Source organism: Lelliottia sp. RD5 (assembly GCF_056032945.1).
In genome coordinates this window covers 356,146-370,648 of sequence record NZ_JBVYHQ010000001.1, presented here as the reverse complement: position 1 = coordinate 370,648, position 14,503 = coordinate 356,146, and the positions used below count along the sequence as shown (strand labels likewise).

Genomic DNA, 14,503 nt, shown 5'->3' with positions numbered 1-14,503 from the left:
AGCCCTTTATCAGGATTTCCTATGTCACCCAACCGCCCCAGAACGGAACGTGGCGTATTTCCACGTGGGACCGAACACTATGGCCGCTCGTTTTTGGGCGCGCCACTGATTTGGTTCCCCGCCCCACAGGCCGATCGTCACAGTGGATTAATTATTGCGGGTACGCACGGGGATGAAAATTCATCGATCGTGACGCTCTCCTGCGCGCTACGAACGCTGGCCCCTGAGCGACGTCGTCATCATGTGGTGCTGACGGTCAACCCAGATGGCTGCCAGTTGGGATTGCGCGCTAACGCGCGCGGCGTCGATCTCAATCGTAATTTCCCTGCGGCCAACTGGCGAGCAGGCGAAACGGTATACCGCTGGAACAGTGCCGCTGAAGAACGAGACGTGGTGCTGTTGACCGGCGATAAGCCCGGCTCAGAACCGGAAACTCAAGCGTTGTGTCAGCTCATTCATCATCTTCATCCCGCATGGGTCGTTTCGTTTCACGATCCTTTAGCCTGCATTGAAGATCCGCGTCACACGGCGTTAGGCGAGTGGCTGGCGGACGCATTTTCGCTACCGCTGGTAACGAGCGTGGGATACGAAACGCCCGGCTCATTTGGCAGCTGGTGCGCGGATCTCGGCCTCCATTGCATCACAGCGGAATTCCCGCCCGTCTCCTCTGACGACGCGAGCGAGAAATACATGGAGGCTATGACGGGCCTACTGCGCTGGCAATCTCAGAGATGAAGCGTACCGGTGGTGAAATTCAACGCCGGTGAAACATCCACCGCGAGCCAGGTGGGTCCATCGAGATCGGCAAAGCTGACCTGCTCCGCCAGCGGAAGCGCAGCCGTAATGGCGCGTGAGGTGCAAAGCATACAGCCCAGCATGAGTGCAAAGCCCTCTGCGCGAGCCTGCTTTGCCAGCGCCAACGCTTCGGTTAAGCCGCCCGTCTTATCCAGCTTGATGTTAACCATTTCATAACGCCCTTTCAGGCTCGTCAGATTTTCACGAGTATGGCAACTTTCATCCGCGCAAATGGGCAGCGGATGAATGAAATTCGCCAGCGTCGCATCATCCTGCGCCGGTAATGGCTGCTCAAGCATCGCCACCCCCAGATCCGCGAGCAGCTGGCAGCGAGCAGCCAATCCTTCACTTTTCCAGGATTCATTGGCATCAACAATCAGCGTCGCATCGGGTACCGCACCACGAATCGCCACCATGCGTTCGCTGATTAAATGATCGTCTATTTTCACCTTCAGCAAACGCGCGCCAGCCTCGTACAGTGCTTTCGCACTGGCGGCCATCTGTTCGGGCTCACCAATAACGACGGTTTGGGCCGTGACAATGGTTTGCGGTAACACCACACCTACCGCGCCGGAAATAGTCTGGTGATTTTTCTGCGCCTCAAGCGACCACAGTGCGCAATCCACGGCGTTACGCGCTGCGCCTGCGGGCAAAAGACGTTGCAAAGCCTCACGCGTCAAGCCTCTTTCGAGGTCGGGCAGAATTGTCATGATCTGTGCCATAACCGATGCGAGACTCTCACCATAGCGCGGATAGGGTGTGCATTCCCCGACGCCCTTTATGTCATCTTCTTCAATTTCAACAACCACGACGCTCGCTTCACTGCGACTGCCACGAGAGATCACAAACGGGGTATGCAATGGCCATGCTTCTTCATAGACCTTGACGTTTCTCATCACTCGCTCCTGTAAGGCAAATTTGGTTTGCCGTGTTATCTGCTGATGTCATACACTACCTACGACGTTAACTATTTGTAAACAGGAAGATATCTATGACACAACTCGTTCATTTTCAGGGCAACCCAGTTTCTGTTGCAGGCTCTATTCCCCAGGCTGGCAGCAAAGCGCAGGCTTTTACCCTCGTAGCGAAAGACCTGTCTGATGTAACGTTGGGCCAGTTTGCTGGCAAACGCAAAGTTCTGAATATTTTCCCAAGCATTGATACCGGCGTTTGTGCAGCCTCCGTGCGCAAATTTAACCAGCTGGCGACTGAAATGGACAACACCGTGGTGCTGTGCATTTCCGCTGACCTGCCGTTCGCCCAGTCCCGTTTCTGCGGTGCAGAAGGTCTGAGCAACGTCATCACCCTTTCCACCCTGCGTAGCCCGGATTTCCTCGAAAACTACGGCGTAGGGATCGCAGAAGGCGCTCTGAAAGGCCTGACCGCGCGTGCCGTACTGGTCATCGATGAAAACGACACCGTTGTTTTCAGTGAACTGGTTAACGAAATCACCAACGAACCGGATTACGCCGCTGCGCTGGACGTGTTAAAAGCGTAAGTGAAAAAAAAGCCTCCATCTGGAGGCTTTCTACTTTTATGACTCTTCTGTTTTCTTCTGATTCAAACCGTATTCACGCAGCTTATTGGCGATCGCCGTATGCGAAACACCTAACCGTTTCGCCAGTTTACGCGTGCTGGGATAGTTGCGATAAAGCTGGGTCAGGACAGAGCGCTCAAAACGGCTGGTGATATCGTCCAGCGATCCTTCCATCGCTTCTTCGCCAACCGCCAGGGTTCCGGCATCATAATCTGGCAGCAGGACGTCCTGAGGACGTAATTCATACCCTTCAAGCTGGGTCAGTGCGCGATATACCGCATTCTTCAGCTGCCTGATATTCCCCGGCCAGTTATAGCGCGTCAGCATTGTACCCAGATCGGCAGAGAGCTTCGGACGCGGTACGCCCTGTTCGTCTGCGAAACGCGCCACGAACAGTTCAGTAAGCGGCATAACGTCTTGTGGACAATCGCGTAGCGGCGGAATGTTCAGCGTCAGCACGTTCAGGCGATAATAGAGATCTTCGCGGAACACCCCTTTCTGAACCAGTTCAACAAGATTTTTCTGCGTGGCGCAAATCACACGGACATCAACGTGTACCTCATGATCTTCCCCCACCCGGCGGAACGTGCCGTCATTGAGGAAGCGCAGCAGTTTAGCCTGCATACGCGGTGACATTTCGCCAATTTCATCCAGAAGAACGGAACCGCCGTTGGCCTGCTCGAAGAAACCTTTTTTGCCCTCTGGCGCATGTCCAAACAGTTCACTTTCAACAGCGTCTTCAGGAATGGATGCGCAGTTTAGCGCCAGATAGGGTTTCGCCGCTCGCGGGCTGGCCGTGTGAACGGCATGGGCCAGCAGATCCTTGCCGGTGCCTGTCTCGCCAGTAATGAGCAGCGGTGCGGTGAGATTCGCCAGTTTACGCGCCTGATCGACCACGTGTCGCATCTTCGGACTGACCGCAATCATCTGGCTAAATGCACCCACATCCTGATTGGAAAGATTCTGCAACTGTCGGCCCATACGAATGGTGGAGCGCAGCATGATCACCGCCCCCGTGAGTACCGCCGCGTCGTTCTCGCCCTGCAAATGAACCGGCGTGATTTCCATCAGGAAATTTTGGCCGTTAATGACAACATGTTCGCTAAGCGTGCTCTGCGGATTGCTGTCGAGCCACCGCTGAAAATTGAATCCCACGATCAGCTGTGAAGCAAGATGGTTGCTGAGTTTTTCCTGGCTTTGGCCAAACAGCTGGCAACTCGCGAGGTTGGTTCGCTCTACTTTGCCTTTCAAATCCAATGATAAAAAGGGCTCTGGCATCGCTTCGAGCAGCGCGCTCAGCGCCAAATGTTCGCGCTCTGATGGCATCCACGGCACGGTACGCACATCCGTAACGCCAGCGATACGGCGGATTTCCGCCATCAGGCTGCTAAAGGTATTGAATTCGATTTCGGCAAAATTGAGATAAATTCGTCCAATGGGATCGATGTCGATGCCGCGTAAATCAATGTCACGCAAAACAAGGAGATCGAGTAACTCGCGGGTCAGACCGATACGGTCCTGACAGAACACTTCCAGACGCATGGGAAATTCACTCTCTAAGCCAGTAGCTTTAAATAATAAGTCAGATATCGTCTGGCTGGAAGCTCGCTGTCAACAAATATTGACAGCGAGGTGCTTTTTTAGGCGTTTACTGCGGCTTTTTGCTCAATGTCTCTTTCAGCTGACCGATCAATTCACGGCGGAAATCCCCAAGCCGCGGTTTATCATCATCTAGCCAGGGTAACGGACGGCACAACTCCATCGCTTTGATGCCTAATCGCGCCGTCAGCAGCCCCGCGCCAATTCCCTGCGCCGCTCGGGTGGATAACCTTGCGGCCAGATCCTGAGACATCCAGTCCATCCCGACTTCGCGCACCAGTTCACTGGCGCCAGCAAAAGCCATGTTCAACAGCACCAGACGGAACAGGCGCAAGCGGCTGTAATATCCGAGCTCAATGCCATAGAGGGTGGCAATACGGTTAATCAGTCGCAGATTTCGCCACGCGATAAAAGCCATATCCACCAGCGCCAGAGGGCTAACGGCGATCATCAGCGTGGACTCCGCCGCAGACCGGCTGATCTCCCGACGCGCCTGGGAATCAAGCACAGGCTGGACGATAGAGGCATACAGCGAGACGATTTCGCGATCGCTCTGCGTTTCATGGATCGCGGCATACCAGCGCTGAAGCGCGGGGTGCGACTGATCAATGCCCGCCTGGCTCGCCAATTTTTCGCAAAAGGCGCGCCCTTTTCCGGTGGCATGGCTGTGTAATAAATCACGCGCCTCATCACGCTCATGCGCTCGCTGGCGTAAACGCCACAGGCGACGCCATTCTGTCGCGACAGAACCGACACCCGCACCGATAATGAGCGCCCCGGCAGCACAACCCCCCAACGCCACCCAGTCCTGCGTTTGCCACGCATTCATGGTCCACTGAACGCCCTGGCCGACAACGCTGATACCGAATAACGTCAGCCCTGCCGTGACCATTTTTCGCCATAAGCTGCGTTTCGGTCGCAGCGCTGCTTCCACGACGGCCTCCGCTGGCCCTTCATCAGACAGCAACTCTTCCGTCACGGCGGGCGCAAAATTATCGGCTTCCGGCCCGCTAAATGCCTGAGCCGCTTTAAAGGCTTCGGCACGCTCCTGCTCCAGCGTGCCGGGAAAATCAATACGTGGCTTTAAGGGTTCCGTCATCGCAATTTATCTCCAATCAAAAACTCCAGCGCCGCATCCAGCCGAATGTGCGGCAACGGCTGGTCAACATTCATTGTTTGTGGGCGAAACGCTTCGAACTGAAATCCCTGATTATGCCAGAAGGCCTGCCCAGGCAAACGCGCAGGGACTTCACCGGGATAAACCGTCAACGGTTCACCGTCACTCAGACGGTTGCCGCGCAGCGCCGGGATCTTTTCGCCATTGACGTCAATCAGGCCGCTTTGCGTCGCCTGAACGGAGGCCAGACCGAGACAATCCATGCTGATTCCCTCAAACGCCGCATTTTGCCAGGCGTCCTGAACCAACTGTTGCAGCAGCGAAACCATATTGGCATGTTGATCGACAGTCACATGGTCGGCCTTGGTGGCAGCGAACAGGAGCTTATCGATGACCGGAGAAAACAGTCGGCGAAACAACGTGCGTTGTCCGTAGTGGAAGCTTTGCATCAACTGCGTGAGAGCCAGGCGCATATCGTTAAAGGCATGTGGCCCGCTGTTAAGCGGTTGCAGGCAATCCACTAACACAATCTGGCGATCAAATTTCAGGAAGTGATTTTTATAAAACCCCTTCACTACTTTCTCGCAGTAATAGTTGAAACGCTCGCGAAGCATACCGACGTTGGTATTTTTATCGGCCATCGCCAGCTTCGATTCTCCCCAGGCATCGACATCTGGCCAGGGGAAAAACTGCAGCGCAGGCGCCCCTGCCATCTCACCCGGCAGAACAAAACGACCCGGTTGGATGAAATGCAAACCCTCTTTTTTGCACTGATGGAGATAGTCGGTCCAGGCTTGCGCAATCGCAGCCAGCCGATTCTCATCTGCGGGAGCCAACGGGTCCAGACCGGCGCACAATTCCTGCCATTTTAGAGACCATTCCGCACGTTGGCCTTGCAGCAACCCCGTCATCTGGCGAGACCAGCTCAGGTAATCCTGTGCCAGCATCGGTAAATCAAGCAGCCATTCGCCAGGATAATCGACGATTTCAAGATACAGCGTCGAGGTATCCTTGAAATGCCGGAGCAAAGAATCATTCGAGCGAAACCGCAGCGCCAGACGTATCTCGCTAACGCCACGCGTGGGTGTCGGCCATGAGGGCGGTGTGCCGTAAAGCTGCGCCAGCCCTTCATCATAGGTGAAACGCGGGATGCCAAAATCGCGCTGTGGGACACGTTTTACCCCGAGTAAACGCTCCTCGCGTGCAGCACTCAGCAAGGGCAGACGAGCGCCGGTATGTAGATTGAGTAACTGATTAACCATCGCCGTAATAAACGCGGTTTTACCGCTGCGACTCAGGCCCGTGACCGCCAGACGCAAATGGCGATCAACGCCTCTGTTGACCAGTGAATTCAATTCATTTTTAAATCTCTTCATCGCCATCCTGTTTTGCCCCGAAGACTGTCGATATTGACTTCAGAATACAATAAATTGGGGCAGATCGTTGATTTTCAATTCAATCTGACTGTCATTCCCCTTTTTTCTGCCGTAATATAATAAAATTGCCGCTAAGATGGAGTTGTCAGGTGTATGTCACCCACAATTTATGATATTGCACGTGTTGCCGGTGTATCAAAATCAACCGTGTCCCGCGTTCTGAACAAACAAACGAATATCTCTCCTGAAGCACAAGAGAAAGTGCTGAAAGCGATCGATGAATTAAATTATCAACCTAACAAACTCGCCCGCGCCCTAACGACATCGGGTTTCGATGCGATCATGGTTATTTCCACCCGTTCAACCAAGACCACCGCTGGTAATCCATTCTTCTCAGATGTTCTTCACGCGATAACCGCAAAAGCAGAACAAGAAGGCTTTGACGTTATTTTACAGACATCCAAAAACAGTGAAGATGATTTACAGAAATGTGAAAGCAAAATTAAACAGAAAATGGTGAAAGGCATTATTATGTTGAGTTCACCCGCCAATGAAGGCTTTTTCCCAAGACTTGATGCATATGGAATTCCGGTTGTCGTTATTGGCAAAGTCGAAGGTGACTTCACGAATATTTTCTCGGTCGATACGGATAATTTCCATGATAGCATGATGTTAACCGAGCAATTTATTAAACAAGGCTATCGCGATATCGCCTGCCTACATGCTCCGCTTGACTATCTCGTCTCAATTGATCGGCTGTCGGGTTATAAAACCTGTCTCGAAAATAATAATATTGCACTTAATTGTGATTGGGTTGTTGACGGCGGTTATACGCATGAAAGTGCGCTGGACGCCGCGTGTAAATTACTTTCCGCATCGCATCCCCCCCGCGCTGTTTTTGCCACAGATAGCATGAAATTACTGGCGCTATATCGCGCAGCGGATGAGTTAAATCTAATGATACCTGAACAGCTCGTTGTTGCCGGATACACCGATCCTATGCTGTCACTGATTTTGACACCCGCGCCAAGTGGTTTCGATATCCCTACACGAAAGCTTGGTGAAGAAAGCTGCGATGTGTTATTTAAACGGATCGCTGGCAAATCCGCGCCACAGCGCGTCATCGTAGAAACCCATTTCAACCAAACTGCCTCTGTTGCCTGAAACTAGGGGCATATTGCCCCTGGAATAGCACAACTAAAATGCGTAGTTCACGCCGACGCCAGCATAGTGGAATCGATCGTTTTTACCTTCATCATGGTTTTGCCATTCGTACGCGTATTCCAGTGTCATAGAGAGACCGTTGGCGAAATCATACGCATACAGCATGCCCAGGCGATTGAAATCATGACCTTCACGTTCGGGATCGTCCTGCCAGTCCCAATTTGACCAGCGATCTAACCCAAGGCGGGTATAGGGCGTCAATGTGGTTTGCCCCATCGCAATAGGCAGATAAGCACGAATTTCCTGAGTTGAGAACTCCCCATTATTGCGACCACCATCAATATTAAAGCCGCGTTCTAAATAGTAGTTTGTTTTAATAGAAAAGGTCTTATTAATAGTCCAGGTAAAACCGGTTTCAGTCTCGACACGGCTATCGGAATAACCTGTCTTTTCGAGATCGTTTGCAAATTGATACATCGCGAACCAGCCGTTAAAGCGCCAGTCATCACTCAATTTGAGATCCCAGTCTGGTTGGATTTTGTAGCGTTGCATATTTGCACTACCGTCTTTCGCACCATGCTCATCTTTAAAATGATAACCATAATTGCGAAATCCCCCCGTCAAGCCCAGCGTAAAGTCGTCACTGCCAATAACACGATAACGTAACTCGAATTCAGGGCGATCAAAATAGGTCCCTCGAGTCATGCTACTGTAATCAACGGGTCCTTCCTGATACATCGCCAGTGAAACCGTCCATGCATCGTAGGTGGCATTAAACCATACGGAAGGTTCATATAAACCATCTTTATCATCACCCTGTCCTTCGACATTTTCGATTTCATACATCGCACCAATGTTAAAATCCCATTTTTTAACTTCCTCTGATGCCTGGACGTTCGTTACTCCCGCACATAGTAAAAGCGCAGCACTTTTTAGTAGAGTACTCATTAATATATTCCTTTATAAAATAAGAACAACAAAATCTGGAAAATGCTTTCCAGTCACTGACTATTTTTATCTTATGGCAATTTCTGTATCAGCATCGAAGAAATGGCTTTTATCCATTTCGAACTGAATTGCCAGATTATCCCCAGAATGATAATCATGTATTGTTCCTGCCCGAAGCACTAATTCGTGACCGCCTACATTGACATACAGCATAAACTCAGCACCCGTCAGCTCGGCCACGCACACCGTCGCATTTATTGCTGTTGTGCACTCTTGCGCGGTTATTATATTTTCAGGGCGAATACCCAATATGACGGCTTTACGCTGATAATTTTTTTTATTAAGTATCGCGAGTTTTTCTGCTGGTATTTCGAGGCGCAACGTTTCGGTGACAAAATAGCCGCCATCTATTGCACCACGAATAAAGTTCATGGCGGGTGAACCAATAAACCCAGCGACAAAGATGTTGGCCGGTTCGTTATACACCTCCTTTGGTGCACCTACCTGCTGAATGATCCCCTCCTTCATAATCACGATACGTGTCGCCATTGTCATGGCTTCGGTCTGATCGTGCGTCACGTAAATCATGGTGGTATTCAATTTCTGATGAAGCTTGCTGATTTCAGCCCGCATCTGCACGCGTAGCTTTGCGTCGAGGTTTGACAGCGGCTCATCCATCAGAAATACACCCGCCTCTCGCACGATGGCGCGACCCAGTGCCACACGCTGGCGCTGGCCACCAGAAAGCGCCCCCGGTTTGCGCTTGAGATAGTCACGTAAACCCAGTATCTGCGCGGCCCAGCTGACCCGCTCCTCAATCACCTTCGGCGCGATCTTTTGCATTTTGAGGCCAAACGCCATGTTGTCGTAAACCGTCATGTGCGGGTATAGCGCATAGTTCTGAAAAACCATGGCGATATCCCGCGCCTTGGCGGGAACATCATTCATCACCACATCCCCGATCGCCAGTTCACCTGCGCTAATCTCTTCGAGACCGGCAATCATGCGTAGCGTGGTGGATTTACCGCAGCCTGATGGCCCGACAAAAACGATAAATTCTTTATCCGCGATTTCGAGGCAAAAATCCTTCACCACATGAACCTGGTTATCATAGATTTTGTGGATATTTTTTAGCGATAGCTGAGCCATTTAATCCCCTTATAAGCACACATGCGGGCCACGTTTCGCGTCCCAGAAATCGGACAAACGCTGCCAGGTCAATTCATCCGTTGAAGAGAGTTTTAAATCGGCATCGGTGAGATCGTCCCCAATGCCGACAGAGAGCATTCCAGCTGCATTGATCGCCTCAACGCCCGCCTGCGCGTCTTCAATACCCATAGCCTGCTCAGGGCTGAAACCTAAACCCCGACAGGCCGCGAGAAAGATCTCTGGATGGGGTTTTGAGTGTTGAATGAGTGAAGCATCCGCACAAAAATCAAAAGCATGGGTAATGCCAAGCGATGCAAGAATCGCCGGGGCATTGAGCGACACGGATGCCAGTCCAATGCGCACGTTGGCGGCACGGAGCTCGGCAAGGAGTTGTGCAATTCCAGGCAAAAGAGAATGGCTGTTTAGCCCGCGCAGCGACTGCACATACCGCTCATTTTTTTCCAGCGCCAGCCGATGGCGCTCTTCCTGGCTAAAGGCATTTTCCAGTCCGCCGTGTCGCAAAATTCGCTTTAATGAATCCATACGGCTAATGCCCTTCAGCCCAGCGTTAAAGCCTTCATCAATCGTGATACCTATTTTTGCAGCCACCGCGCGCCACGCGAGGAAGTGAAGATAAGCCGTATCGGTTATCACCCCGTCCAAATCAAAAATGATTGCCTTAAGCATCATGCCTCTCCACTTATGGTAGCGGTCCCATAATCAAGTAAAGAAAAATTATTAATCGAGAACGTTTGGCTATCTACAATCGTCAATGTTTTACCCCACACGGTGAGCGTGATGGGTTCGGTTGTGTTAACCAGCAGGGTTTGATTTTCAACAATGATATTCAGAGTGGCCGTCCGCCATTTAAGGGGAAATTGCAGCCGTTGCCATGGGTCTGGCAACCGCGGTGAAAGGTGTAGCTCTCCATCAACGATTGTTACGCCAGCGAACCCCTGAATAACGCCGGACCAGATAGCGCCTGTTGCCGCAGCATGTATTCCGTCATCAGAGCTATGCGGTTCGTCGCCCAAATCAATGGCCGCGCCCTCTCGCCAGAACTGATAAGCGCTGGCGATTTCCCCGCAACGCGCGGCCACAATGCCATGGACCGATCGGCTGAGTGAAGAATCGTGAATAGTCAGGGGCTCGTAATAAGTCAGGTTTGCCAAACACTGTGGACGCGTAAACGTCTCCGGCAGCAGATAGGTGAGCATGACAACATCTGCCTGTTTAAGGATTTGCATCTCATTGACTTCCGAGCGGGAAAAATCGAGCAAAATGGTTTGCTTGCCAGCCGCATTTTTATAGCGACTCAAATCGATTGCGGGCTTGCTCATGAACGTATCGTCCTGAGGAATGACACCGGCTTGATTTGGCTCAGGCAGCCACAATCTTTTCAGGAAGTGTTGTGCGGCCTGCGTGAATCGTTCGTCTTTGCGTTCAAAATGACGCAGAAATTGCAGCGCATGTGCGACGTTGTGCCATGCCAAATAATTGGTATAGGCATTGTTATTCACATGCTCGGTATATTCATCAGGCCCAATAACATCGTGAATTTCCAGACGACCGTTAATCTCAGTCGCGCGGGCAATCCAGAAGGTCGCGGTTTCGATAAGAAGCGTGAGTCCTTCGTTGCGCATGAAAGCACTGTCGTGAGTGGCCTGCCAGTAAGCCACTACCGCCCAGGCAATATCCGCCGCGATGTGGTGTTCCGCCAGAGCAGAGGCCACTTTCTGCCTGACACCCGTTCTGATATTGATCGCCGCAAACTCAGGTGTCTCTTCCTGGCCGTTGCTGGCGCTTTCCCAGGGGAACAGTGCGCCGGACCAGCCATTACGACGCGCTTTTTCACGCGCTCCGGGTAGATTGAGCCAACGGTATCGCAGTAAATGACGCGCGTGTTGTGGAGAGGTAAAAAGATAGAACGGTAGCAGGAATATCTCGGTGTCCCAGAAAACATGACCTTTGTACCCTTCCCCTGTGAGTCCCTTAGCCCCGATGCTGCTACGTTCATCCTGCGCTGGCATCATGGTATTCAGGTGCCACACCGCGTAATCCAGTGCGAGCTGATCCTCTGTATGCTCAGAGCGCACCGTGACACGACTGACTTGCCAGATATTTTCCCAGGCACAGGTCGTCATTTCCAATAATGCGTCATATCCTTTCGCCGCATAAACAGTCAGATCGCGCAGATTGTTTCGCGCAAATGACGCTTGCGAGAGCGTTTTATCGCTGCGATGCGTGACCCATACTATTTTCTCAAATGTAACCTTTTGCCCCTCTTCTGCCTCAAACGAGTGATGGCAATTTAACCGCCTGTTTTTCGCTGTGAACCAGCTTTCACTTTGGTTATCCAACTGACAGCTTGCCGATATGACCACTTCCGATGCGCGATCCTGGGTTTCATATACGCCCTGAATATATTGCTGATCGAACACCCGAACCGAGACCTCATCAAGATGCTGTCTGCCACTGTTCGTTTACGTCGCGTCAATTCCTGTCGTAAGACTCATCTGCGCAGAACCATCAAGCGGTGTGACGGAAAATTGCAAAGCAACGAGTGACAGCTGATCCATTGAGACAAAGCGGCGACTGCTAATCCGATATCGTTTTCCTTTCGATGAGCGCCAGATCACGCAGCGACGGAGTTCACCATTGGCAAATGCCAGCTCCCGCTCCCATCGCAAAATCGTTCCGCTGACCAGCGAAAAATTCTCGCCGTCGAGATAGAGTTCAACACCTAAAATATCGGGCAAATTCACCAGTTCATTGGTCTCATTACGCCCCGCACGATGGTATAAACCCGCCAGATACATACCGCGCGTTTGCTGCGTGTAATGCTCTTCATGGGTGGCGCGAATACCGAGATACCCATTGCTGCAGCACATAATTGAGGCGTATTTGTTGAGCCTTTCTGGATCAAATGAAGATTCAGTAAGAACGGAGAGATTTAGCATAATGCGACCCGCTCCCCATTTTCCGATGATTCATACAATGCAGCGACAAGTTGTTGAATAACCAGTCCCTGCTCCGCATCGGCAATCATGACGGGCTCCCCCTGAACATGACGGGCAAACGCATCCATGCTACGAATATGCCGCCGATCGTCAGCTTCATCACGCTGGAGAAGCGTGCACAACTCTCCGCCAACATCGTTATAGATATGTGCCGGGAAAAGCGTTGCACCCGCTTTCTCACCACAAAAAGAGACATTCATGATCGATTGCTCGCGAATATTGAGTGCAAACGAGGTCTCGAGGCGCAGAATCCCGCCGTTGCAGAACTCAATCGTGCCGAAAAGTGCATCCTCTACGGTATAGGTTTTGGGATCCCATTCCCCAAACTGACCGCTGCTCTTAGTTGTTCCCAACCGTTGAAAGCTGTGTGCCGTGACGTATTTCACCTTCGGAAAACCAAGGACATACATCGCGGCATCCAGCATGTGAATACCGATATCAATGAGCGGCCCACCACCCTGTAAGGCTTTATTCGTGAAAACACCCCAGCCGGGAACACCGCAGCGTCTCAATGCCAGAGCATTGGTGACGTAAATCTCACCGAATGTGCCGCTCTGTACTGCGTCACGCAGTAATTGCGTATCCTGTGCGAAACGATGATGAAAATCATACGCCAGCACTTTTCCCGCTTTTCGCGCTGCCAGGCGCATTTCGTCAGCGTGTTGTGGACTCATGGCGGGTGGTTTTTCACACATCACATGGCAACCCGCCGCCAGGGCTGCCATGACGTGTTCAAAATGAAAGCGATTCGGTGAGCAAACGCTGACGATGTCTGGTTTCGCCTCACGTAACAGGGTATGCAGATCTTCATATGCCTTTGTTATTCCGTGCCGATTCGCAAACGCCTTCGCGTGATCCAGGTGGCTGTCCATGACAGCCACCATTTGCAGATCGTTTCGCGTGGCGTAATACGAGGCATGCACTTTATCGGCAACTTGCCCGGCGCCGATAATGGCGACACGCAGAGGCGAAGGTGTTAAAGCACTCATCACGCTCGCCATCCTTAGCAGTCGCGTAAATAGTTCAGTGACGCTTGATACGCCTGCGCCGGGTTTTCGGCGCGAACGCGACACTCATAGACCACGACGCCCTGATAATTATCCGCACGTAACTGGGCGAATAAGGCTGCGAAATCGAGGGCTCCACTGCCTGGCTGATAACGATGATTGTCGGCAATATGCACATGTCCAAGAAGATCCCTGTGGGTATGTAGCGCCCCGGTCAATGAGTCTTCTTCGATATTCATATGATAGAAATCACCGATGATTTCAACGTGCTTAAGGTCATTCTCTTCGATGTAACGGCGCGCATCCGCCAGGGTATTGATCATGTGATCCTGATAGCGGTTAAGTGGCTCAAGGTAAACGGTTGTTCCAGTACGAGCCGCCACCGCATCCAGCCAACGCAGTGAAGCGCTCACCGCTTTACGATCGCCTTCAAGACTGCGCGGGGAAGTCATCGGAGGTAATCGGAACGTAAACATCCCCCAGGCCGCAGGGACAACAATCCCCTTACCGCCAACTTCACTCAGCGCTTGCAGAATCTGCTCGATTTGCTGCAAGCCATTCAGGCGACGTTCTTCGATGAAATCACCGATCCACCCCTCGTAACCGCCACATGCCGTTGTCACCGGCAGGCCGGTTGCTTTTATTGCGGCTTTCACCTCAGCCAGATTTTCCACCAGCAATTTGCCGTCAATCTCATATCCGTCAAAACCCATGGCCTTGATGTATTTGAATTTCTCAAGAATCGTCGTCGGAAAAAATGCCTGGTTTTGTGTTGCAATTTTCATTTTCAG

The 14,503-nt window shown here is 51.8% G+C and carries 12 protein-coding genes and 1 pseudogene; 3 read left to right on the top strand and 10 right to left on the bottom strand.

Annotation, left to right across the window (positions count from 1 at the left end):
• The first annotated feature begins 21 nt into the window (after positions 1-21).
• A complete protein-coding gene (mpaA, locus tag AC0LWE_RS01990; RefSeq protein ID WP_219346513.1) occupies positions 22-735 on the top strand; it encodes a murein tripeptide amidase MpaA in 714 nt (237 codons plus the stop codon).
• Here the strand turns inward: mpaA and ycjG are convergent.
• Positions 726-1,691, bottom strand: a complete 966-nt coding sequence (ycjG, locus tag AC0LWE_RS01985; protein WP_202713183.1) for an L-Ala-D/L-Glu epimerase — start codon at positions 1,689-1,691, stop codon at positions 726-728. The genes mpaA and ycjG overlap by 10 nt on opposite strands.
• 95 nt (positions 1,692-1,786) lie before the next feature.
• On the opposite strand from ycjG, the gene tpx reads away from it, so the two are divergent.
• On the top strand, positions 1,787-2,293 hold the full coding sequence (tpx, locus tag AC0LWE_RS01980) for a thiol peroxidase (protein ID WP_216981322.1): 507 nt from the start codon (positions 1,787-1,789) through the stop codon (positions 2,291-2,293).
• A 36-nt stretch (positions 2,294-2,329) separates the two neighbouring features.
• Here the strand turns inward: tpx and tyrR are convergent, their stop codons facing one another.
• From tyrR to AC0LWE_RS01965, 3 genes are all read right to left on the bottom strand, one after another.
• Entirely contained in the window at positions 2,330-3,874 is a 1,545-nt protein-coding gene (tyrR, locus tag AC0LWE_RS01975) for a transcriptional regulator TyrR (protein ID WP_131488039.1), read from the bottom strand.
• Between the two features lie 106 nt (positions 3,875-3,980).
• A complete protein-coding gene (locus AC0LWE_RS01970; protein ID WP_174343231.1) occupies positions 3,981-5,030 on the bottom strand; it encodes a YcjF family protein in 1,050 nt (349 codons plus the stop codon).
• A complete protein-coding gene (locus tag AC0LWE_RS01965; RefSeq protein WP_219346511.1) occupies positions 5,027-6,424 on the bottom strand; it encodes a YcjX family GTP-binding protein in 1,398 nt (465 codons plus the stop codon). Before AC0LWE_RS01965 ends, AC0LWE_RS01970 begins: the two co-directional genes overlap by 4 nt.
• A 153-nt stretch (positions 6,425-6,577) precedes the next feature.
• On the opposite strand from AC0LWE_RS01965, the gene AC0LWE_RS01960 reads away from it, so the two are divergent.
• Complete coding sequence (locus tag AC0LWE_RS01960; protein WP_219346510.1) at positions 6,578-7,588, top strand: LacI family DNA-binding transcriptional regulator; 1,011 nt, start codon at positions 6,578-6,580, stop codon at positions 7,586-7,588.
• 33 nt (positions 7,589-7,621) lie between these two features.
• On the opposite strand, the gene AC0LWE_RS01955 is transcribed toward AC0LWE_RS01960, so the two are convergent.
• The 6 genes and pseudogenes from AC0LWE_RS01955 to AC0LWE_RS01930 form a co-directional block, all read right to left on the bottom strand.
• The gene (locus tag AC0LWE_RS01955; RefSeq protein ID WP_059179089.1) at positions 7,622-8,536 is read right to left on the bottom strand and encodes an OmpG family monomeric porin; all 915 of its coding nucleotides are present in this window, start codon (positions 8,534-8,536) and stop codon (positions 7,622-7,624) included.
• A 66-nt stretch (positions 8,537-8,602) separates the two neighbouring features.
• Complete coding sequence (locus AC0LWE_RS01950; RefSeq protein ID WP_219346509.1) at positions 8,603-9,685, bottom strand: ABC transporter ATP-binding protein; 1,083 nt, start codon at positions 9,683-9,685, stop codon at positions 8,603-8,605.
• A 9-nt stretch (positions 9,686-9,694) separates the two neighbouring features.
• Entirely contained in the window at positions 9,695-10,375 is a 681-nt protein-coding gene (pgmB, locus tag AC0LWE_RS01945) for a beta-phosphoglucomutase (protein ID WP_202667937.1), read from the bottom strand.
• A pseudogene (locus AC0LWE_RS01940) lies at positions 10,365-12,645 on the bottom strand (glycoside hydrolase family 65 protein). The gene pgmB and the pseudogene AC0LWE_RS01940 overlap by 11 nt, the downstream one beginning before the upstream one ends.
• Positions 12,639-13,697 (bottom strand): Gfo/Idh/MocA family protein, encoded by a 1,059-nt coding sequence (locus AC0LWE_RS01935; RefSeq protein ID WP_216981318.1) that lies wholly within the window; start codon positions 13,695-13,697, stop codon positions 12,639-12,641. Before AC0LWE_RS01935 ends, AC0LWE_RS01940 begins: the two are co-directional and overlap by 7 nt.
• Positions 13,698-13,708: 11 nt before the next feature.
• Positions 13,709-14,497, bottom strand: coding sequence for a sugar phosphate isomerase/epimerase family protein (locus AC0LWE_RS01930; protein ID WP_202667934.1), 789 nt, complete (start codon positions 14,495-14,497; stop codon positions 13,709-13,711).
• Positions 14,498-14,503: the final 6 nt, after the last annotated feature.